Annotated in this window: 19 protein-coding genes; 10 read left to right on the top strand and 9 right to left on the bottom strand. The window is 53.8% G+C overall.

Annotation, left to right across the window (positions count from 1 at the left end):
- Window positions 1-84: 84 nt before the first annotated feature.
- The 3 genes from thsB to FPV09_RS07295 all read left to right on the top strand — a co-directional run bounded on the left by thsB (window position 85) and on the right by FPV09_RS07295 (window position 3,336).
- Window positions 85-1,719 (top strand): thermosome subunit beta, encoded by a 1,635-nt coding sequence (gene thsB / locus FPV09_RS07305; RefSeq protein WP_148882896.1) that lies wholly within the window; start codon window positions 85-87, stop codon window positions 1,717-1,719.
- 68 nt (window positions 1,720-1,787) lie between these two features.
- Window positions 1,788-2,669, top strand: a complete 882-nt coding sequence (locus tag FPV09_RS07300) for an ABC transporter ATP-binding protein (RefSeq protein ID WP_148882895.1) — start codon at window positions 1,788-1,790, stop codon at window positions 2,667-2,669.
- Complete coding sequence (locus FPV09_RS07295; RefSeq protein ID WP_148882894.1) at window positions 2,653-3,336, top strand: multidrug transporter; 684 nt, start codon at window positions 2,653-2,655, stop codon at window positions 3,334-3,336. Before FPV09_RS07300 ends, FPV09_RS07295 begins: the two co-directional genes overlap by 17 nt.
- Here the strand turns inward: FPV09_RS07295 and taw3 are convergent.
- The 7 genes from taw3 to FPV09_RS12180 all read right to left on the bottom strand — a co-directional run bounded on the left by taw3 (window position 3,317) and on the right by FPV09_RS12180 (window position 12,611).
- On the bottom strand, window positions 3,317-3,919 hold the full coding sequence (gene taw3 / locus FPV09_RS07290; protein WP_148882893.1) for a tRNA(Phe) 7-((3-amino-3-carboxypropyl)-4-demethylwyosine(37)-N(4))-methyltransferase Taw3: 603 nt from the start codon (window positions 3,917-3,919) through the stop codon (window positions 3,317-3,319). The genes FPV09_RS07295 and taw3 overlap by 20 nt on opposite strands.
- A gap of 558 nt (window positions 3,920-4,477) precedes the next feature.
- On the bottom strand, window positions 4,478-6,514 hold the full coding sequence (locus FPV09_RS07285; protein WP_148883763.1) for an IGHMBP2 family helicase: 2,037 nt from the start codon (window positions 6,512-6,514) through the stop codon (window positions 4,478-4,480).
- 75 nt (window positions 6,515-6,589) lie between these two features.
- On the bottom strand, window positions 6,590-8,185 hold the full coding sequence (pruA, locus tag FPV09_RS07280) for an L-glutamate gamma-semialdehyde dehydrogenase (RefSeq protein WP_148882892.1): 1,596 nt from the start codon (window positions 8,183-8,185) through the stop codon (window positions 6,590-6,592).
- 11 nt (window positions 8,186-8,196) lie between these two features.
- On the bottom strand, window positions 8,197-9,705 hold the full coding sequence (amaB, locus tag FPV09_RS07275) for an L-piperidine-6-carboxylate dehydrogenase (RefSeq protein WP_148882891.1): 1,509 nt from the start codon (window positions 9,703-9,705) through the stop codon (window positions 8,197-8,199).
- A 145-nt stretch (window positions 9,706-9,850) separates the two neighbouring features.
- Window positions 9,851-11,368 (bottom strand): NADP-dependent glyceraldehyde-3-phosphate dehydrogenase, encoded by a 1,518-nt coding sequence (gene gapN, locus FPV09_RS07270; protein ID WP_148882890.1) that lies wholly within the window; start codon window positions 11,366-11,368, stop codon window positions 9,851-9,853.
- 346 nt (window positions 11,369-11,714) lie between these two features.
- A complete protein-coding gene (locus tag FPV09_RS07260; RefSeq protein ID WP_342781701.1) occupies window positions 11,715-11,978 on the bottom strand; it encodes a hypothetical protein in 264 nt (87 codons plus the stop codon).
- 246 nt (window positions 11,979-12,224) lie between these two features.
- Window positions 12,225-12,611, bottom strand: coding sequence for a hypothetical protein (locus tag FPV09_RS12180; protein WP_342781700.1), 387 nt, complete (start codon window positions 12,609-12,611; stop codon window positions 12,225-12,227).
- 403 nt (window positions 12,612-13,014) lie between these two features.
- Here FPV09_RS12180 and guaB point away from each other — a divergent pair, with 403 nt between their 5' ends.
- The 7 genes from guaB to pdxT all read left to right on the top strand — a co-directional run bounded on the left by guaB (window position 13,015) and on the right by pdxT (window position 20,781).
- Window positions 13,015-14,475, top strand: a complete 1,461-nt coding sequence (guaB, locus tag FPV09_RS07250) for an IMP dehydrogenase (RefSeq protein WP_148882888.1) — start codon at window positions 13,015-13,017, stop codon at window positions 14,473-14,475.
- 62 nt (window positions 14,476-14,537) lie between these two features.
- Entirely contained in the window at window positions 14,538-15,938 is a 1,401-nt protein-coding gene (locus tag FPV09_RS07245) for an L-aspartate oxidase (RefSeq protein WP_148882887.1), read from the top strand.
- A 48-nt stretch (window positions 15,939-15,986) separates the two neighbouring features.
- Window positions 15,987-17,174 (top strand): TIGR00529 family membrane protein, encoded by a 1,188-nt coding sequence (locus tag FPV09_RS07240; RefSeq protein ID WP_148883762.1) that lies wholly within the window; start codon window positions 15,987-15,989, stop codon window positions 17,172-17,174.
- 42 nt (window positions 17,175-17,216) lie between these two features.
- Complete coding sequence (gene nadA / locus FPV09_RS07235; RefSeq protein ID WP_148882886.1) at window positions 17,217-18,125, top strand: quinolinate synthase NadA; 909 nt, start codon at window positions 17,217-17,219, stop codon at window positions 18,123-18,125.
- Window positions 18,126-18,175: 50 nt separating this feature from the next.
- The gene (nadC, locus tag FPV09_RS07230; protein ID WP_148882885.1) at window positions 18,176-19,009 is read left to right on the top strand and encodes a carboxylating nicotinate-nucleotide diphosphorylase; all 834 of its coding nucleotides are present in this window, start codon (window positions 18,176-18,178) and stop codon (window positions 19,007-19,009) included.
- Window positions 19,010-19,142: 133 nt separating this feature from the next.
- Complete coding sequence (gene pdxS / locus FPV09_RS07225; RefSeq protein ID WP_148882884.1) at window positions 19,143-20,150, top strand: pyridoxal 5'-phosphate synthase lyase subunit PdxS; 1,008 nt, start codon at window positions 19,143-19,145, stop codon at window positions 20,148-20,150.
- Window positions 20,151-20,187: 37 nt separating this feature from the next.
- Window positions 20,188-20,781 carry a pyridoxal 5'-phosphate synthase glutaminase subunit PdxT gene (pdxT, locus tag FPV09_RS07220; protein ID WP_148882883.1) on the top strand — a complete coding sequence of 198 codons (594 nt, stop codon included), beginning with the start codon at window positions 20,188-20,190 and terminating at the stop codon, window positions 20,779-20,781.
- Here the strand turns inward: pdxT and FPV09_RS07215 are convergent.
- The gene (locus tag FPV09_RS07215; RefSeq protein WP_168194748.1) at window positions 20,751-21,695 is read right to left on the bottom strand and encodes a CGP-CTERM sorting domain-containing protein; all 945 of its coding nucleotides are present in this window, start codon (window positions 21,693-21,695) and stop codon (window positions 20,751-20,753) included. The genes pdxT and FPV09_RS07215 overlap by 31 nt on opposite strands.
- Before the next feature lie 44 nt (window positions 21,696-21,739).
- Complete coding sequence (locus tag FPV09_RS07210) at window positions 21,740-22,069, bottom strand: hypothetical protein (RefSeq protein WP_148882881.1); 330 nt, start codon at window positions 22,067-22,069, stop codon at window positions 21,740-21,742.
- Between the last annotated feature and the right edge of the window lie 179 nt (window positions 22,070-22,248).

Here is a 22,248-nt window from a genome sequence, read left to right as displayed (position 1 = left end):
CCAAAGGAACCATAAACCGGAAACACTAATTGTAACTAAAAGTCCTCAATCGGTGAAAACAAAAGCGGGCGGAGGTGAGAGGAGATGGCCCAGCTCGCTGGACAGCCGGTTGTTATTCTGCCCGAGGGAACCCAGAGGTACGTTGGTAGGGACGCTCAGAGGCTGAACATTCTGGCCGCCAGGATTATTGCTGAAACCGTTAGGACCACCCTCGGCCCGAAGGGCATGGACAAGATGCTCGTCGACAGCCTCGGCGACATCGTCATCACCAACGATGGAGCAACTATCCTCGACGAGATGGACATCCAGCACCCGGCTGCCAAGATGATGGTTGAAGTTGCAAAGACCCAGGACAAGGAGGCTGGCGACGGTACCACCACCGCCGTCGTCATCGCAGGTGAGCTTCTCAGGAAGGCTGAGGAGCTCCTCGACCAGAACATCCACCCGAGCATTGTCATCAAGGGTTACGCCCTGGCCGCCGAGAAGGCCCAGGAGATACTCGACGAGATAGCCAAGGACGTCGACGTTGAGGACGCCGAGATCCTCAAGAAGGCCGCGGTCACCTCTATCACCGGTAAGGCCGCCGAGGAGGAGCGCGAGTACCTCGCTGAGATAGCTGTCGAGGCCGTCAGGCAGGTCGCCGAGAAGGTCGACGGCACCTACAAGGTCGACCTCGACAACATCAAGTTCGAGAAGAAGGAGGGCGGCAGTGTCAGGGACACCAGGCTCATCAGGGGCGTTGTCATCGACAAGGAGGTCGTCCACCCGGGAATGCCGAAGAGGGTTGAGGGTGCCAAGATCGCCCTCATCAACGAGGCCCTCGAGGTCAAGGAGACTGAAACAGATGCCGAGATCAGGATAACCAGCCCGGAGCAGCTCCAGGCCTTCCTCGAGCAGGAGGAGAAGATGCTCCGCGAGATGGTCGAGAAGATCAGGGAGGTTGGAGCGAACGTCGTCTTCGTCCAGAAGGGCATCGACGATTTGGCTCAGCACTACCTGGCCAAGTACGGCATCCTCGCCGTCAGGCGCGTCAAGAAGAGCGACATGGAAAAGCTCGCCAAGGCTACCGGCGCCAAGATCGTCACCAACGTCCGCGACCTCACGAGCGAGGACCTCGGTGAGGCCGAGCTCGTCGAGCAGAGGAAGGTCGCCGGCGAGAACATGATCTTCGTCGAGGGCTGCAAGAACCCGAAGGCCGTGACCATACTCATCCGTGGCGGTACTGAGCACGTCGTCGACGAGGTCGAGAGGGCGCTCGAAGATGCCGTCAAGGTCGTCAAGGACATCGTCGAGGACGGCAAGATAGTCGCCGCCGGCGGTGCTCCGGAGATCGAGCTTGCCATCAGGCTCGACGAGTTCGCCAAAGAAGTTGGAGGTAAGGAGCAGCTTGCCATCGAGAACTTCGCCGAGGCCCTCAAGGTCATCCCGAGGACCCTGGCAGAGAACGCCGGTCTCGACCCGATCGAGATCCTCGTGAAGGTCATAGCGGCACACAAGGAGAAGGGCCCGACCGTCGGTGTCGACGTCTTCGAGGGCGAGCCGGCTGACATGATGGAGAAGGGCGTCATCGCCCCGGTCAGGGTCACCAAGCAGGCCATCAAGAGCGCCAGCGAGGCTGCCATAATGATCCTCCGCATAGATGACGTCATCGCCGCCAGCAAGCTCGAGAAGGACAAGGGCGGCGAGGGCGGCAGCGACTTCGGTAGCGACCTTGACTGAAGGCCTTTAACCTCTTCTTTCCTTTCAACTCCGAAAAGCATTTTTAGTCCAATGAGAACTTTTCTTGTATGCCCTCCATTGAGGTAAGAGGCCTCTCCAAATGGTACGGCTCAAAAAAGGCTCTAAACGACGTTTCCTTCACCGTGGAAGAGGGCGAGATAGTGGGAATAATCGGGCCAAACGGTGCCGGAAAGACGACGCTGATAAGGATTCTGAGCTGTCTCCTGAAGCCCGACTCCGGTGAGGTTAGGATTTTTGGAAGGAAGCACTGTGAAGCAAAAGACCTTTTCGCGCTCCTCCCACAGGACGTTAAGGCCCATTTCTACACGCTCACCCCGAGGGACTACGTCTACCACTACCTCCGGATGAGGGGGTTAAGCAGAAGTGAAGCCCGGCAAAGGGTCGATGAGGCCATGGAACTCTTGGGAATAGACTACGCGGACGAACCGATGTCCACCCTTTCCGGGGGCATGGTCAGAAGGGCCCTCCTGGCCATGGTTCTCTCGGCTGATGCCAGGCTTTACTTCCTTGACGAGCCCACCGTTGGCCTGGACGTCGAGAACAGACTCAACCTGTGGGAGGTTCTCCGGGAAAAGGCGGAAGAATCAACGATAGTCCTCACCAGCCACTACCTCAACGAGATATCGAGCGTCTGCGACCGCGTTCTCCTCCTGAAGGACGGCCAGGTGAAAGCCTTCGGAAGGCCCGAGAGGGTTGCGAGGGACTACCTGAGCGGTCTTCATTCGAAGATCGTCGCCTTTGAAGACGTTAAGCTTGAGGGCTTTCTCCTGAAAAAGGCCGGGAGAAATACCTACATCTACACCCGCTCCAAGCGTGAGGAGAAGGAGATAATGGAAGTCCTCGAAAGCTCAGGAGTGCCCTTCAGAAGGGAGAGCCTGACGATAGAGGACGTGTTCATCACGGGTGGTCTCGATGATGGCGCTGATTGAGTACTACGCCAGGGCACTGACCAGGGGGAGGTTCTCCCTCATCAGCTTCGCGATTCAGCCGCTCTCCTTCATCTTCATAGTCTACGTCGTGAGCGGGGGCAGGTTCCTGAACACTGCCCTCGCTGGAGCGGTCGTTAGCTTCATAGCCGGGGTCGGCATAGCAGACCTGGCGATAGAACTCGTTGGAATGAAGACGCGTTCGAGGTTCTACGACATCCTCATGTCCCTTCCGGGAAGCGGCTGGAAGAAAGCCCTGGGAATTTCCATAGGCATGAGCGTTCCTGCCCTGCCCTATGTCCTTCTCCTCACGGTTCTCCTCCTCACGCGCCTTGGAGCCTGGGCAGTCCCCGGGATAATCCTCGGGATAATATCCCTCTGGCTGTGGAGCGCCGGGATAGGCTTCCTCCTCGGCGTGAGGATGAAGGAACCCGTTAGAACGATAAGGCTCTCGAACATACTCGTAACCGGTCTTACGGTGTTCCCGCCGGTTTACTATCCCCCCAGCGTTCTCCCCAGTAGCCTTGCTAGGATTCTCATGTTCCTCCCAACGGTGAGCGCCTCACGGCTGATATCCGGGAACGGCGATCTGGGGAATCTCCTCGTGACGACCTTCTGGGGACTCATCGGCCTGCTCTTCCTGGCTAGATTCAGGGGGCTTGAGGGGTAAGCCCACCTATTTCCTCCTCCAACCTCTTCAGCTTCCCCTTGAAGCGCCTCACCTGGGAGTTGGCAATGGCGACGATTCTCTCGATGTATGCCTCATCGACCCAGAGCTCCCCGTCCGCTCCGAGCGGAACGTCCATCCTCTCGGTGGAGCGTATCTCAACGAGGAGCTTCTTGTGGCTCACGCTTTTAATGTTCGAGTACTTGAAGCCCAGCCCGATGGCGAGGTTGAGTAACCTAACCGCATCCTCCATGGTTCGCGCGCCGACGTGAAGAATCGGACTCCTCACGAGGAACCAGAGCTGGCCCTTTGAGTGCTTTCCTATGGCATCGAGGACCTCTTCAACGGTAACCTCGCGGTGCCACTTGCCGAGCCAGACCGAGTTCACCTTGTCCCCGAAGTGGGGCATCTCCATGACCGAAATCCTGCCCGAGCACGAGGAGGTGGTGAAGTAGTTCTCAAGCGAGTTTATCTTCTCTAGGAGCGGGATTATATCCCTGTCCACCTTGCCCCCCTCTAATGCCTTTCTCAGGCCGGCCATGGCTTTCTCCTTCTGCTCGTCGAAGTTCTTCGTGTAGAGGAACATTTCTTACACTCTCCTGCCAATTTTAACAGGGTGCACCCCCGGAACATGTTCCGGGGGTATCCATTAAAAAGGATTGTAAGTTGTGTCCCTGTAGATTGACCGTATCCTGTCCCTATCCTTTTCCCTAACTTTTTTGACTTTTCTCTTTTCACAAGCCTCGTCCTTTGGGGCGGGGTACGGTTTTCAATCCAATCAGCTTTGAATCATCGAAACCCTTAAATGTCTTCCCGTTTAATAAGGGCCTCGGAGAGGCCACCGTAGAACAACCCGGGGGGAGGGGTTTCACGTTACCCTCCAGCGTTGGAGGGTTGACGCCGTGAGGCGTCCTTTCAAAGACTGCTTTCGGGCGGTCAAAAACTCTGAGTGGTGGCCTTTAAGCATAACCCTAATTCGGGTTTGCCGGTAGGGGTAACGGGCCGAAGACCCGGCCTGCGGGCTGAACCGAAAGGGGCAACCCGGGTAGGTGATGGGCCTGCAAACCGAACCGCCCGCTGGCGAGGGGTTAACTCGCTGGAACCCTCAGCCAAGGCGGGGAGGAGGTCAGATCTTTTGGAACGTCTATTTATTCTTTTGTCTCAAGATCTCAAGAGTTTTCCTCACGTCATCTATAGACAAACTTGCTGGCGGTTCGGTTAGTTCTCCGGCATCAACCACCGTCTCCTTCTCCCCCACAAACTCCACCAGCCGTTTATAAGTTGGGTGGGCACTTAAAGTCGAGGAATCGCCTATCAAAATCAGCTTCCTCTTCGCCCTCGTCAGCGAGACGTTCAAGCGCCTCAAATCCTTCAGGAAGCCCAGCTCACCCTTCCTGTTGGAGCGGACGAAGGACAGGACGATTACCTCCTTCTCGCGCCCCTGGTAGCCGTCGACCGTCTTCACCTCAACTTCCTCCGGCAAAAGCGAGCGTATCAGGTCGCGCTGGTCGTCGTAGGGCGTTATGACCCCAACCCACTCCGGCCTGAGGCCGAGCTCTAGAAGTCTTTCAACTGCCCCTTTAACGAGCCCCGCCTCAAGCGGGTTCTCCCTGCTCTCACTGCCGTACCTCTGCCTCTCGAAGCGGTCTTCTCTCTTTGATGTGTCTATGAAGACCAAGGTGTTCTCCGGCCTGAGGACTTCGTCCCATGAACCATCGCGCGCGGGGCTTTTAACCCCGAGGTCGGCTAGGGTTATCGCCCTGATGCTCCCGTCGGCCTCTATTCTACCGTTGTAGAACTCCCTGCTCGGGAACTCCATCAGGCGCTCGTTCATCCTGTACTGGACGGTGAGCATCTCACTCTTTCCGGGATAGCGCTCGATTAGGCCTTCGAAGAGGGTCTTACTCAGCTCCTTGGCCTTTTCGCTGAGTATCGTCGGGGGCAGCTGCTTGTGGTCTCCAGCTAAAACGAACCGCCTCACCCTGTTGATTGGTATGAGGACGCTTGGAATGGTTGCCTGCGTCGCCTCGTCTATTATCGCGACGTCGTAGGAACCGTAGTCAACGACATCAAGGCCGGCAGAGGAGTTCGTCGTTAAAACAACGTCGGCATCGCGGATGATTTCCCTCGCGATTCTCTCCTCAAGCTTTCTGGCATCGTCGAAGGTCTTCTGAACCTGCCGGTTGATCTTGATCCACTCCGCCATCTCGCGGATTAAGCGAGCGGGAACGCCCCTCGTCCCGATGCCCTTCGAGGCCAGCCTGAGGATCTCCTTATCGCTCAGCCCGCGCCTGTACTTCGGGGACGGCTTAGTGAACGTGTCGCGCTTCTCCTTCAGGTTCTCGCCTATAACGCGAAGCTCCCTCAGCTCGCCGTAGAGCTCGTGCCGGGTTATGAGGTAAGCTAAGGTCGTCTCGTGGAGGCTCTTTGAGACCCTGCTCGGGTGACCGACGCGAACCACCTTAATGCCCGAATGGACCAGCCTCTCCACTAGGTTGTCCACGGCAACGTTGCTTTCAGCCGTTGCCAGAACCTTGTTGCCCCTCTCCACCTCCTGCCTTATCAGCTCAGCCAAAGTTCTCGTCTTGCCGGTTCCGAACGGGCCGTGAATCAGGAAGAAGTCGGGACTGCCCAAAGCCCTCGCCACAGCTTTCCTCTGGCTCGCGTTCAGGCTTCTGTCAAAGGGCGTGAACTCGACTTCCCCGCTCTCCTCGGGCTCCCTCAGACCGAGGTAAAGCTCCAGCGCTTTCCTCCCGCTCTCGCGAAGGGCCTCAAGGTTCTCGAGCCATCTCTTAAAGGTTATGTCGTTGGCGTAGAGGTCGAGGCGGACTCCCTTCAAAGCCCACTCTGGAACGGTTTCCAAAGCCACGGTTATGAAGCGCTTCCCCTTCTCCACGACCGTTCCAACCAGGTCGCTCTTCAGCGGGTCTCGCCTGCTCACGACGACGAGGTCGCCAACGCTTATCTCCGTTTTTATCTCCCGGTCTCGGCCGTATTTCACCAGAACGTAGCCCAGCTCCTCCCCAATGACCTTCCCGTTGAGGCCGAGGATCGCTCTCCCGACTTTCTCCCTCTCCCTTCCGGAGAGCCTTTTCATTTCCAGGCGCATGGCCTCTATCTCGGCCTTACGCTCCATCTCGACGAGTATCTTGAGGTGGGCAATAAATCTTTCAGGCTCCATTCTCTCCCCCAATCTGGGAGAAGAGAGGGAGTTTAAAAAGTTAGGTCAAAAAGGAAATGAAGAAGGTCTGTTCTGTCACTTCTTAGGAACAAGTGTTTCCTTTATAGTTCTGGGATTGAGCCACCTGAGCAGGTTAAGCCATGAACCTGCTTTGTCATTGGTTCCACTCCATCTCGAACCGCCGAAAGGCTGTCTGCCAACGATTGCCCCGGTAGGCTTATCGTTTATGTAGAAATTCCCTGCCGCGTATCTGAGCATCTTTTCGGCCTTCACTATTGCATACCTATCTCTGGCGAAGATTGAGCCGGTGAGGCCATACGGTGAGGTTTCGTTGCACAGGCGGAGTGTCTCTTCGTATTTGTCGTCGTCGTAAACATAGACCGTCACAACGGGCCCAAATATTTCCTCGGTCATGAGCTTTCCTTTTGGATTCTTCGTGAGGATAACCGTCGGCTCGATGAACCAGCCCTTGCCTGAGTCGTAGTGGCCTCCGCAGATAATCTCATACTCCTCGGGGTGTGCTTTGGCGTACTCTATGTACGACACGATTTTCTTAAATGCCCCCTCATCTATGACCGCCCCCATGTAGTTGCTCAAATCATCAACGGGGCCGTACTTGATTCTCGGCAGCTCCGCAAGGAGGCCCTCTCTAATGGCCGGCCACAGACTCTTTGGAACGTAAACCCTTGAAACGGCTGAGCACTTCTGACCCTGATATCCGAAGCCGCCACGAATTATGTTCGTCACAACTGCCTTCACGTCTGCAGAGCTGTGGACGAATATGAAGTCCTTCCCCCCAGTTTCGCCCACAATCCTTGGGATATTCTTGTATCTGGTGATGTTTTCGCTTATTCTCTTCCAGAGCTTGACGAGGGTTTCATGACTTCCAGTGAAGTGAAGTCCAGCGAAGTCAGGATGGCTTAGAACAACGTCGGACCATTTGCTTGGAAACGGTACGAAGTTTATAACGCCATCCGGGAGCCCGGCTTCCATGAGTATCTTCATTATTTCAAAGTTTGCAAATATCACCGAGCGGGAAGGTTTCCAAAGAACGACATTTCCAACCATCGCCGGCGCAGTTGGCAGGTTTCCTCCAATTGAGTAGAAGTTGAAGGGTGTAACTGCGAGTATGAATCCCTCTAAGGGACGCCAGTCAGTTCTGTTCATCTCCCCTGGCGCTTGGTCTGGCTGTTGCTCGTAGATAAATCTGATGTAGTAGGGGTTGAACCTCCAGAAATCAACAAGCTCGGCCAGGTCGATCTCTGCCTCGTAGGGGTTCTTTGAGAGGTTCATCATTATCGCTGCAATGTTTCTTTTCCTGTACTTCCCGGCAAGCAAATCTGCAGCCTTACGGAATATTGCAACCCTGTGGTACCAGTCCAGCTCGGACCAATCCTCCCATGCTGAAAGGGCACATTCTATTGCCTCTTTCAGCTCATCCTCTCCAGCTAAGTGAGCTTTTGCGAGCACAACATCATGGTCGTGTGGGGCCCTTATCTCTATAACCTCTCCGGTTTTTACCTTCCTCCCTCCGATAATCAGGGGAATTTCTTCGGTCGTTTTCTTGATCCTTTCGATTTCTCTCAGAAGCTCCTCCCTTTCCTTTGTTCCGCTGGAGTAGCTCAGTATGCTGTCCATCTCATTTTTCGGCTTCTCAACTGCCCATATCATACCTCGCCACCTCATTCAATATCAAATTTAACCCCCTGTGCGAGAGGCAAGTCCCTACTATAATTCACAGTTGCAGTCTGCCTCCTTGCGTAGAACTTCCACGCATCACCTCCCGCTTCCCTTCCGACTCCGGTGTCTTTCTCCCCTCCGAACGCTCCGCCTATCTCCGCTCCAGCAGTGCTCGTGTTTACATTGGCTATGCCGCAGTCAGAATGGGCTAAGAAGTACTCCGCTTCCCTTAAGTCGTTCGTGAATATTGCAGAAGAGAGACCCTGTGGAACCGAGTTGTTGAGTTCAAGGGCCTCCTCGATGGTGGAGTACTTGAAGACATAGAGTATTGGAGCGAATGTTTCCTCCTTTACTACCCTCATATCCGGGTGCGCTTCGATTATCGTGGGCATAACGTAACAGCCCTCTAGTCTCTTTCCGCCATAAAGAATCCTGCCCCCTTCTGCAACTGCCCTCTCTATGGCTCCCTCATACTTCTTAACGGCCTCTTCGTCTATTAGGGGCCCAATCAGCGTATCCGGCTCAAGCGGATTGCCGATTTTTACGTTCTTGTACACTTTTATCAGCTTGTCCAAGAACTCGTCGTAGATTCTTTCATGCAGAATTAAGCGGCGGGTTGTTGTACATCTCTGTCCTGCAGTTGCGAGGGCTCCAAAAGCGACTCCCTTGAGCGCAATTCTCATGTCTGCCTTATCGCTGACTATAGCTGCGTTGTTCCCGCCGAGTTCGAGTATTACCCTTCCAATGCGCTTTGCAACCTTCTCATACACCTTTCTCCCTGTTGCGGTCGAGCCGGTGAAAGATATCAGCGGCAGCCTCTTGTCTTCTGCCATCCAGTTGCCGACGGTAGAACCTTTGCCGATTACAAGGAAGAATATTGGCGGAAGTCCGTGGCGCTCAAGGACGCTGTTGACGATTTTGGTGGTTGCTATTGCGGTCAGAGGTGCCTTCGTTGATGGCTTCCACACAACTACATCGCCGACTGCGGCCGCTATGAACGCGTTCCACGACCACACTGCACAGGGGAAGTTAAAGGCTGTAATAACACCTATCGGGCCGAGGGGATGCCACCTCTCGCAGAGAACGTGGTCTTTCCTCTCGCTCGCGATCGTAAGCCCATAGAGTTGCCGCGAAAGACCGACTGCAAAGTCTGCGATGTCTATCATCTCCTGGACCTCTCCCCTGCCCTCAGTCAGTATCTTTCCGACCTCAAGAGTAACCAGTCTTGCTAGTGCTTCCTTCTTTTGTCTTAGTTCGTCTCCAATCTCCCTGATAATCTGTCCCCTCTCCGGTGCGGGAATTTCGCTCCAGACATCAAATGATTCCTGCGCCTTTTTGATAACCATTTCATAGTCCTCTCTCCCTGCGATTGTGACTTTTGCAATCTCTTTTCCATCTATGGGAGAATGAGAGGATATTAACTCCCTCCCATCGATGGGCATCCATTCCCCATAGAAGACTCCAGAATTGACCTCTGACAATTCCAATTTGCCTAATATATCCTTGGGCATCGGGTCACCCCCTAGGCCTCTGGTCGGTATAACTATCCCCACGAGGAATTTAAACATTTTGTGTAAACAAAAGCACTTAAGTTAAACAGAAGTGTTTGACTATCACAAAAATATCTGAGAAATCTGAGGAGAAATCTGGGAAAGGTTAAATGTACTCCCACACCCCGTATTCTCTGTAGTTCCTGACTATTGTTTTTGTTGTGGTAAATTGTTCAATGGAGTAACCTATGCCTTCCCTTCCGATTCCGCTGTCTTTCATCCCTCCAAATGGATAGTATCCGATGCCGTGTCTCGGAAACTCGTTTATGAATACTGCCCCAACTTCAAGCCTTCTTGCGACTTTCCTTGCTCTGGCATCATTTGTGCTGAAGACTGCCGCATCAAGGCCAAAGCGGGAAGAATTTGCCAGCTCGACGGCTTCGTCTTCATTTTTGACCTTGACTAAAAGCGTCAGCGGGCCGAACACATCCTCTTGGAATGCCCTCAGCTTTGGAAGTGTCTCCTTTCTGACCTCAAGGAGAACCGGCCACACGTAGTTTCCTCTGCGCTTGAATTCTGTCAGTGGCTTTGCGCCTTTTCCAACGGCATCCCGATAGAGTTCTTCAATTGTCACTGCACTTTTCTCATCGATCAGCGGCCCCATTATGGCGTTTTCATCTTCGAGTGGATTCTTGGGATCAATCCCCTTGAGCCTCTCCACGAGCATGTCCTTGAGATTCTCATATATTTCCTTCTCTGCAAAGATTATCCTTATGGCATCGCATCTCTGCCCGGAGTAGCTTACCATTCCCTTGATGAGTTTTTCGATGGTTGTTTTGAGATCGGCATCATCCAGAACTATTGCGGGGTCTTTTCCGCCGAGCTCCATGTGGTATGCCTTTATTCCCCCGGTTTTGAGAAGGTGCTCTCCAACCTCAGTGCTTCCCGTGAAGGTTATTGCCCTGATTCTCTTGTTTGCCACGACTCTATCCATGTCTCTGCCAGCTATGGTCAGAAGTGCAAAGCTCTCTCTTGGAAGCCCGGAGAGCTCGAGAACCCTTATGAATAAGAGCGGTGCAATCGGGTCAAGTGATGCAGGCTTAAGCAGAACGGCATTTCCGCTGAGCAGTGCTGGGATAACCTTTGCGGCGGATATGAAGAGAGGATAATTGTATGGACTTATGGCTAGGACTACCCCATAAGGCTCTCTCTTTACAATTCCTTCGCTTTCGAGGGTCTCTTCACTCCAGTCTCCGGGAATGTAGTCTCCCAGAAGTCTTCTTGACTCCATCGTTGTCTTTTCCAGACGTTCGATTGTTGCCATGACCTCGCCCTTGGCATTGCTCAAGGGCTTTCCAGCGTCGAGCATTAACACCTTGGTGAAATCGTCGAATGCCTCTCTCATGAGCTGGGCAGCCTTTAAAAACGCCTTTATCCTTTTTTCTCCGGGAAAGTTTCTTATAGCCTCCCTTCCTTTTGTATAGACTGCATCAATGGCCTCCTCAAGTTGTTCCCCGTTCAGTTTTGAAACCCTTGCAATGACTTCATTGTTTATCGGACTTCTGACCTCGATGAGGCTCTCTCCAAAAACCCATCCTCCGGCTGAATATGTAGCGAACTCCACTACTCCATCGTCTCCAATCCGGCATATATCCTTAAAGATTTCGTGCTTCAGTTCGAACATAATATATCACCCGGAGAGATACATAACTAAAGGAATATTTAAACATTTTGCGTAAACAAATGGGGTTACTTTAAATAAAATTGTTTTCATAAACTCTTGGCCCAACGGACTTGTAGAAGCAAATGGACGCATTATCTAAATCTACGGGAAGACCTTGGCCTGTTGTGCTTTTCCTACCTGTGAAGATCTAGCTATAATGACACCAACCTCCTGCCTTGGAAGGCCGGGCTTTCAAAAGGAAAATGTAGAAGGCTAGAAGAGGTAGTCAGCCCATGCGAGTTTCCTCACCGCTCGGACGAAACTTCCCTCATCATCCCAGAAGGAGTAGGGAAGAGGGGTTAAAAAGCTAAGCCCTCTCAGAAGAAATCACCGAGACTATGTCCCTGTGGAAGGACTTCAAGGCCTTCCAGTGCCGCTCGTCAATCTCGTTGCTCCACGAGACCCTCTTGTAGAACCTTTCCAGGTCGTCGAGCAGGTACTCCAAGTACTCCCTGCGCATCCTGTCCACGCCGATGCCGTTGCTCAAGAGCTTGCCCCTCAGAAACGGCATGACCTCCGACGGCCGACCGAGGGCCGCCCAGAAGAGACCTTCCTTCAGTATTTCACCCAACAGCTCATCAAAACCAAAGCTCCTCTCAACATTTCCAGCGGAGGGTTTGGCCCTCCCCCCTTGCAACGTTTCTTACGGCTGCCTCCATAGTAATCACCGAAAAATGTGGACATCGATGTCTATTTTAGTCTTTCGGCTTGTTCTTTGTATTTGTGATGAACCGATGGGTAAAAAAGGGGAAAGTTTGGATTGAACGTAAACTTTTCCTGGTTCTTTTGTCATATCGTCGACGCCGGCCTCTTAAAGTCAGTTGTCTATTATTTTCCTCGTCCACGTTCCCTTCATGAACCAGGCGAAAGCAATCACCACGGAAAAGAGATTACTAAGTCCCATCCCCAGCCAGAGTCCACTTGTATCGTGCATGAGCACTCCAAGTCCGTATCCCAACGGAAGACGAAGTCCCCACAGTCTCAGCGTACTTAAAATGAGCTCGTTTCTTGTGTGGCCTGAGCTCTGGAACACATCTGTCACTGCAGAGTACACTCCAAAAAATGGAAGGAAGGTCACAAGTGCAAAACCCGCCACGACGAATCCATCACCTATGCTCAGCAAAAGACCAATTATCGGCCATGAAACGCTTGGGGCTGCAACTTCGACCCTTCCAAGTTTTCCAAGCCAGAACATATCCGTCATGTTATACACTATTTCAATCAGCTGGTTAAGAAGCAGGGATAGGCCAGCACTAATAACGTGCTTAATATAGGTCCAGTGAGTATTTTATCTCGTGTTGTCTCTAGCTTGTCTTCCTCATTTATGTGCATGTTTAATTCAAAATGCCAAGAGTATAAAAAATTTAACCAATTAATAAATTCTTTAATTAGATAAGTTATAGTTATTACACCTCGACAACCCTACGGAGAGGATGTCCTCTGGGGATAGTAGCAATCCTTAGCAGTTGATAGTTAACAAGAGTGATGATATGGCTTAAGCCTTTTTTGGGTGTGCATGTGTTATCCTGTGGCATGTTCAAATTCGTCAAAACCCTTAAAAACCCTTGACAGGTTCACGTTAAAAAGGATGTGGAGGCGCGAGAAAAATGGGAAAATTTGAACACAAACTTGTTAATGCTATTAAGGGGTACACCTTTGACGACGTTCTTCTGATACCGCAGGCGACCGAGGTCGAGCCCAGGGACGTTGACGTCTCAACGAGGATAACCCCGAACATTAAACTGAACATCCCAATCCTCAGCGCGGCGATGGATACAGTTACAGAGTGGGAGATGGCAGTGGCGATGGCCAGGGAAGGCGGCCTGGGAGTCATCCACAGGAACATGAGCGTTGGGGAGCAGGCCGAGATGGTCAGAAAGGTCAAGCGCGCCGAGCACTTCATAGTCGAGGACGTCATCACCATAGGCCCCGATGAGACCCTCGACTACGCGCTCTTCCTCATGGAGAGAAATGACATCGACGGCCTTCCGGTCGTTGGTGAGGACGGCAGAATAGTCGGCATCGTTACCAAGAAGGACATAGCGGCCAAAGAGGGCAGCCTTGTGAGGGAGGTCATGACAGGCGAGGTCATAACCGTCGGCGAGGACGTCTCGGTGGAGGAAGCCCTTGATGCGATGGTCTCCAATAGGATAGCCAGGCTTCCGGTCGTCGATGAGAACGGCCGCCTCGTGGGGATAATCACGATGAGCGACCTCATGATGAGGAAGAAGTACAGGAACGCGGTAAAGGATGAAAACGGTGACCTGATAGTTGCCGCAGCGGTGGGTCCCTTCGACATCGAGCGCGCCAGGGCCCTTGACCGAGCAGGTGTTGATGTAATCGTCGTTGACACGGCACACGCCCACAACCTCAAGGCGATTAAAGCGATGAAGGAGATAAGGAAAGCCGTCGATGCCGACCTGATAGTCGGAAACATCGCCAACCCGAAGGCGGTTGATGATTTGACCTTTGCCGACGCGGTGAAGGTCGGAATAGGACCCGGGAGCATATGCACAACGAGGGTCGTCGCCGGTGTCGGCGTCCCGCAGGTTACTGCCATAGCGCTCGTGGCAGACAGGGCTCAGGAATACGGGCTCCACGTCATAGCCGACGGCGGAATCCGCTACTCCGGCGACATAGTCAAGGCGATAGCGGCGGGAGCTGACGCGGTAATGCTGGGCTCCCTATTAGCCGGAACGAAGGAAGCCCCGGGCAAGGAGGTCGTCATCAACGGCAGGAGGTACAAGCAGTACCGCGGCATGGGTTCCCTCGGTGCCATGATGAAGGGAGGAGCGGAGCGCTACTACCAGAAGGGCCACATGAAAACCAGGAAGTTCGTCCCGGAGGGAGTTGAGGGAGTCGTACCCTACAAAGGAAGCGTGAGCGACGTCCTCTACCAGCTCGTTGGAGGTCTACGCTCAGGAATGGGCTACGTCGGAGCTTCAAGCATAGCCGAACTCAAGGAGAAGGGCGAGTTCGTGGTCATAACCCAGGCCGGCGTCAAGGAGAGCCACCCGCACGATATCTTCATCACCAACGAGGCGCCGAACTATCCGGTCGGGAAGTGATTCCCTCCCCTCTTTTTGAAAACCTTATAAGGCGTTTCTCCCAGTCCAGCCTGGGGAGAGCTATGACCAGCGTTGGAATCATCGGAAGCGGTGCCGCGGGATTAACGGCGGCCGTAGCCCTGGCGAGACGGGGCTTCGACGTGACGGTCATCGGGAGGGGAATAAGGGAGAGCAACTCCTACCTCGCCCAGGCCGGGATAGCCTTTCCCATCCTCGACGGTGATTCTCCTAAAGCCCACGTTCTGGACACTATCAGGGCCGGCAAGTATCTCAACGATGAGGAGACCGTGTGGAGCGTTGTGTCCAAGGCGAGCGAGGCCTACGAGTTTCTCCTCTCGATAGGGCTGGAGTTCGAGGCCAACGAGACCGAGGGGGGACACTCTTTCTCCAGGGTTTTCACGATTAAGAACGAGACCGGGAAGCACGTGACGAAGCTCCTACACCTCCGCGCCAAGGAGCTTGGGGTTCACTTCGTCAAAGGAGGAGTTGATGAGCTGGCCGTGAAGCGGGGGAAAGCCTACGGTGTTTTCCTTGAGGGCGAATTCCTGCGCTTTGACTCGATGGTCATAGCTTCCGGCGGTTTCTCTGGCCTTTTCAAGTTCACAGCGGGCTCGAAATCCAACACTGGCCTCCTCATTGGCGACGCGATAATGAAGGGTGCCCCAGCGAGGGACTTGGAGTTCGTCCAGTTCCATCCGACGGGTTACCTCGGAAGGAGCGGCGTTTTCCTGGTCAGTGAGGCCGTCCGCGGTGCCGGGGCAAAGCTGGTGACGGAAGACGGGGAGCGCTTCGTTAACGAACTCTCCACGAGGGACATCGTCGCGAGGGCGATATACAGGCAGATGCTCGCTGGAAAGAGGGTCTACCTAGACGCTACCTCGATAGAGGACTTCAAGAAAAGCTTTCCCCAGATATACGCTTTCCTGCGGAAGGACGGTCTCGACCCCTCTAGGGACCTAATCCCTGTATCACCGATAGCCCACTACACGATGGGAGGAATAGCGGTTGACCTCTGGTACAGAACGGGAATTAAAAACCTCTACGCAATAGGCGAGGCTATGAGCAACGGCTTCCATGGGGCGAACAGACTGGCCAGCAACTCGCTCCTTGAGTGCATTATTTCGGGGCTGGAAGTGGCCAGAACGATAGCGAGGGATAAGCCGAGACTTGGCAAGGTTAAGGAGCCGGTCTATCACGGCTACGAGCTTGGGGACGTTGATTCCCTGAGGGAACTCCTGTGGAATCACGCCGGAATCGTTAGGAGCGCGAAGACCCTTAAAGAGGGCCTCAGGGAGCTTGAGGGAATCGAGGCAGACCCGAGGTTAAAGCTGCTCGCGAGGGGAGTCCTTGAGTGCGCACTCGCGAGGGAAGAAAGTCGGGGCGCTCACTACCGCGAGGACTTTCCGGCTATGAACAAATCCTTCGAGAGACCGAGCTTCTTCGACGGAAGATGCAGGCTCTAACCAAAGGTTTAAATTTTCATCGAATCCTTATCATGCCCGGTGAAACGAGTGGAACTGCTCTACCTGATCGCCTCCTTCGCGGTAGTAATAGCCCTTATCTGGCTTAAAATCAACATTGGCGTCTCAATATTCATCGGTTCTCTGGTGCTGGCATTCCTGTTTGGAATGAGTCCAGGGGATGCCGTTGCGGCCCTTTACCACTCCGCCACCTCGTGGGAGACGATAAGGCTGGTGCTCATAATAGCCTTCATCATGGGCATGACATCGGTCTTCTCCCAGATAGGCTACCTGAAGGACATGGAAATGGCGGCGAGCAACCTCTTCCCCAAGGCCAAGTACTCCCTGGCCATGCTTCCGGCCCTCATCGGGCTGATGCCGATGCCAGCGGGCGCACTGGTCTCGGCCCCCATGATAGAGCCGGTCGCCGGGAAGTTCGAGATGAAAGCTGAAGACAAAACCCTCGTCAACTACTGGTTCAGGCACGTATGGGAGCACTCGTGGCCAATGTACCAGGCCATAGTCATTGCCTCAGCCCTCGTTGGAATCTCTATACGGGAGATGAGCACCAAGATGTTCCCTCTGACGGTTCTAATGGCGCTCATCGGCTACGTCCTCCTCATCCGCCCGCTTCCGGATGACGGCTCCGGGGAGGGAGATGTTAAAACCGGCCTCAGGCTTCTCCTGAAGAGCACCTGTCCAATACTGATAATCATACTCACCTCGATAGTTCTCGGTCTGGACATGGTCTACGGCGCTTTCCTGGGCTTTCTCGCCGCTCTCATACCCAACCTGAGAAGGGTGGACGTGAAGGAGGTGCTCGCCCACGCCCTCCAGCCGAAGATAGTCTTCCTTCTCGTGGCCGTCATGTACTTCAAATACGTGCTCCAGGTTACGGGGGCGGTTGAGACGCTTCCGAACGCCATGATATCAATGAACCTGCCGGTAGTCCTCGTTCTCATGGTGACGCCGTTCATCGTCGGCCTGATGACGGGCATAAGCTTCGCCTACGTGGGCATGACGTTTCCCCTGCTCCTGCCCTTCTTCACGGGCTTTGACAGCATAGCCCTCGCCTACCTGAGCGGCTACATGGGTATGCTCTTCAGTCCCGTGCACCTCTGCTTCGTGTTCTCGGCCGAATACTATGGGGCTGAACTCAGAAGAGTCTACCTGCGGCTCCTTCCTCCGGCGCTGCTTCTCTTCGCTGGGGGCGTTGCCTACATAGCCCTCGTTCTCTGAAAGCTTTTATACCCTGGAACATAGCATTCCACAGGTGAGACCATGAAGATGGAGGAGCTCGTGCGGGAGGTTGAACGCCTGAAGGAAGAGCGCAACGCTATAATAATGGCCCACAACTACCAGCTGCCTGAAATCCAGGATATAGCCGACTTTCTCGGTGACAGCCTTGAGCTCGCGAGGAAGGCAGTCAACGTTGATGCCGACGTCATAGTCTTCGCGGGAGTAGACTTCATGGCGGAAACGGCAAAGATCCTCAACCCCGCAAAGAGGGTTCTCCTTCCAAGCAAGCGGGCAACCTGCGCCATGGCTAACATGCTGAAGGTCGAGCACATCCTCAGGGCCAAGGAGCAGTATCCGGACGCTCCTGTGGTTCTCTACGTAAACACCACCGCCGAGACGAAGGCCTACGCCGACGTGACTGTGACTTCGGCCAACGCGGTTAAAATAGTTGAAAAGCTCGATTCCGATGTCATAATCTTCGGGCCTGATAAGAACCTGGCGAGCTACGTCGCTAAACAGACTGGGAAGAAGGTCATCCCCGTTCCCGAGTACGGGCACTGCTACGTTCACAGGCAGTTCACCCTTGAGGACGTCGAGCGCGCGAGGAAGCTCTACCCCAACGCCAAGCTGATGGTTCACCCGGAGTGCGAGCCGGAAGTGCAGGAAAAGGCGGACATAATAGTCTCCACTGGCGGGATGATAAGAAGGGCTAAAGAGTGGAACGAGTGGGTCGTCTTCACCGAGCACGAGATGGTTTACAGGCTCGGGAAGCTCTACCCGGACATTAAGTTCCACCCGGCCAAAGAAGATGCCATCTGCATCGGCATGAAGGCGATAACGCTCAACCACATATACGAGTCGCTCAGGGACATGAAGTACGAGGTTGAAGTTCCGGAGGATATAGCCGAGAAGGCCAGGAAGGCCATAGAGAGGATGCTGGAGATGAGTTGAGTTTAGAGGGAAAGATTTCGCAGTTTCTGTTAAGTATGGAGGGAAACTTTATGATCTCTCTTTCCTATCTGCTCAGGTTCCTTGAGGAGGATGCTCCCTTCGGCGACGTCACGAGTGAGGCCGTAATCCCTGAAGGAACCAAAGCCAAAGCCGTAATCATTGCCAAGCAAAACGGCGTTATCGCGGGCGTTGAAGAGGCCAAAGCTCTGTTCGAGCACTTCGGGATTGAAGCTGAGGTCAGGAAGCGCGATGGAGAGGCCGTGAAGAAGGGCGAGGCTGTACTTGAGCTCAACGGGAACGCTCGCTCGATACTCCTCGTCGAGAGGACTGCACTGAACATAATGGGCAGGATGAGCGGGATTGCGACAGAGGTCAGAAGGCTCGTGGACAAGGTTAAGGCCGTGAATCCCAAGGTTCGCGTTGCAGGGACGAGGAAGACCCTCCTCAAGCCGATAGACAAGAGGGCGATACTCATCGGCGGCGGTGAGCCGCACCGCTTCTCGCTGAGCGACGCGATCCTGATAAAGGACAACCATCTCGCTCTCGTTCCGCTGGAGGGGGCTATAAAGCGCGCCAAATCCTTCAGCGTTTACAAGGTCGTCGAGGTTGAGGTCGAGAGCCTTGAGGATGCCCTCAAAGCGGCAAAAGCCGGGGCGGACGTGGTGATGCTCGACAACATGAGTCCGGCCGAGATAGCTGAGACGGTGGAGGCTCTAAGGCGTGAGGGTCTTCGCGAGAGGGTGAAAATCGAGGTCTCCGGTGGGATAACCCCCGAAAACATCGAGGAGTACGCCAGGCTCGACATCGACGTCATAAGCCTCGGCTACCTCACGCACTCGGTCAGGAACTTCGACCTCAGCCTTGAGATAACTGGAAAGGCCTGAACGAAAACCTTTCATCTTTTTCGCGTTTCTTCAGTATCTTTTTTGGCTCCACAGACTTCCCTCCGCGGCAAGGTTTATATTCAAGTTTTTTCTTGAATGACATTGCAAGTCATAACTTGAAATGGTGGTGGGGATGGACAAGTTGAAGGTTATCGAGGCCAAGGGCACGGACAGACTCAAGCGCGGTTTCGCCAGGATGGTCAAGGGCGGAGTGATAATGGACGTCACGAACGCGGAGCAGGCAAGGATTGCTGAAGAAGCCGGTGCAGTTTCGGTCATGGCGCTCCACATGGTTCCCGCGGACATAAGAAAGGCCGGCGGCGTTGCCAGAATGGCGCCCGTTGAGAAGATTCAGGAGATAATGGACGCGGTGACCATTCCCGTCATGGCGAAGGTCAGGATTGGCCACGTGGCCGAGGCTAGAATCCTTGAGGCCCTTGGCGTCGACATGATAGATGAAAGCGAGGTTCTGACCCCGGCGGATCCGTATTTCCACATAGACAAGAGGGAATTCAGTGTTCCATTCGTCTGCGGCGCCAGGAACCTCGGCGAGGCCGTGAGGAGGATATGGGAAGGCTCGGCCATGATAAGGACCAAGGGTGAAGCCGGAACCGGGAACATAGTTGAAGCCGTCAGGCACGTCCGCCTCGTCGCCGACAACATACGGCTCCTCCAGCGCATGACGGACGAACAGGTCTACATAATCGCCGAGAAGTTCGCCGAACCCTATCTAAGGCTGGCCGCCAACATAAGGGACATCAGCGGTGTTCCCAAGCAGATACTCGAAAACGAGCCCCTTTACAGCCACTACACCTACGGCGAGATAGTTGAGGGGCTCTACAAGATTCTCCTTGAGATAAAGAAGCTCGGCCGCCTTCCGGTTGTCAACTTCGCCGCCGGAGGAGTTGCAACTCCCGCAGATGCAGCGCTCATGATGCAGATGGGAATGGATGGCGTCTTCGTCGGCTCGGGAATCTTCAAGAGCTCTAACCCTGAGAGGATGGCGAGGGCAATAGTTGAGGCCGTCAACCACTGGGACGAACCCGATGTCCTGGCCGAGATAAGCAGGGAAATCGGCGAGCCGATGCGCGGCAGGGACATCGGGGAACTGGAGGTTCGCCTTGAGGAGAGGGGCGTCTGATCTCTCTTCTTTGTCTTTTTCCGTCGAGGTGGTGAGAATGGTCAGGGTGGGTGTTATAGGCCTTCAGGGCGACGTCAGCGAGCACATCGAGGCCAGCAAAAAGGCCCTAGAAAACCTCGGCGTCACCGGGGAGGTGGTCTGGCTCAGGAAGCCGGAGCAGCTGGAGGGAATTTCCGCAATCATAATCCCCGGCGGCGAGAGCACGACCATCTCGAGGCTCATGCTGAAGAACGGCCTCCTCGAGCCGGTCCGGAAGCTCGGCGAGGACGGTCTGCCGATAATGGGAACCTGCGCCGGCCTGATAATGCTCTCGAAGGAGGTAATAGGCGCCACCCCGGAGCAGAGATTCCTCGAGCTCCTCGACGTCCGCGTTAATAGAAACGCCTACGGCAGGCAGGTGGACAGCTTCGAGGCCCCGATAAGGCTCACCTTCAGCGACGAGCCGTTCCCAGGGGTTTTCATTCGCGCGCCCCGCATAGTCGAACTCCTGAACGATAAAGTTCGGCCGATAGCGTGGCTTGGCGATAGAGTTGTTGGCGTCGAGGCGGACAACTTAATCGGGCTGGAGTTCCACCCGGAGCTGACCGACGACACAAGGGTTCATGAGTACTTCCTGAGGAATGCCCTGTAAAGGGGAATCAGCGCCAGGAGCAGGAAACTTGCGGGGCCGCATATTCCGGAGCTTTCGCTTTTCACTCCATTTTCATTGGATGCCTCGCCGCAAACAACATCCGAAGCGAAGCCGGACCCTTTCTGGAATTCCTGGAGCTGGAAAACCTTGAGCCTTTCCCCGTTGTTTGGATAGTAGAACAGGCGAAGGTCTTTCCTCTCCACGGGCGAGCCGTTGACATGGTAATCATAGGGGTAGTATAATATAATCCCCTCTCCCACGATTGCTGAGGCAAAGCCTTTAATGTCTCCCTCAACCCTCAATGATGAAACAACCTTATCAACGACGTTTATCGGAACGAGAACAACGGCACTACCGTTGGAGGCGTAGCCGTCTCCATAAACGTAGAAGCTCCCCATTGGAACGCCGTGCTCTGTTGCGTAGTAAACCGGTGTCTTCTCCGGAAAACCCGAAAAGTTCGCCGGCTCCACGCTTTCTCCTATCCAGAACTTCTTGGCTTCCACTCTGCTTCCATTCTGGAACTCAATTGAAAAGGCTTTTTTTCTGTAATACACAACAACGCGCGAGACTTCCCCCTGGGGAACGACAACGGAAGTCCCGCCTATTAACCAACACTTCCCATCCCGGACGCGGTAGGCTTCGACCCCGCGCGTGCTGTTTTCTGGAACGTAGAACTCCCTGAGGAATATCCACGAGCCGTTGTCAGGGATAATATAGGCTCCGTCGTTCACAGCACTTGCATTATCGCAGAAAAGGCAGGTGCGATAGAATGGGACAAGGGTTCCATTTGAGAAGTAGTAGAAATCGGTCCCCAGCTCGCCGTTCTCATCTGCCCAGCGGTAGATGACAAACGCATCGCCTTTCCCTGGAACCACAACGAGCTGGGGGGCTACGTAGTTGTTAGCAATCAGCATTTCTATTGTAACCAAAAACATTAAAAAACAGAGGGATTTTTTTGTTACCATCCCGGACACAGCTCCCGAACCGTATCTATTAGATAAGATAACCCTCTCCAATGGTTGCGGGGATTCGTTATTCCTGCTGGGGTTTTGAACTTGTAATACGGTACAGGGACCAGATAGTCCATTCCATTCATCAATTCATTCAGATATGAAACTAGCTCTCTAGCATCATTGTACCCGGAATTATATGAGTGGCCACTCATGGGTATTCCACTACCTTCGCCCCAGAGGTAGTTGCCCGTGAACTGTGTACTATCTGCTACTATAGCATAGTCGAAGCCTTTTTGTTTTATATTGCTTATAGTTAATTGCTTGCCATCGTACATCATTCTGGAAATATACTCTCTAATTTTTTCGTTTCATTCTATCCACCACATAGCAAAGTTAGTCACAGTAATCACCGGAGAAATTTTTCTATCTAACTTTATAAATTTTTTCCTCGTAATCTGGAATATTTTAGCAAATTTTCATCAATCTTTGCCAGAAAGCTTTTTTATTTTTGCTG

The organism is Thermococcus aciditolerans, assembly GCF_008152015.1.
In the GTDB taxonomy this organism is placed as follows: domain Archaea; phylum Methanobacteriota_B; class Thermococci; order Thermococcales; family Thermococcaceae; genus Thermococcus; species Thermococcus celericrescens.
The sequence above is the reverse complement of the archived record's forward strand: the minus strand, read 5'-3'. Positions and strand labels throughout refer to the sequence as shown.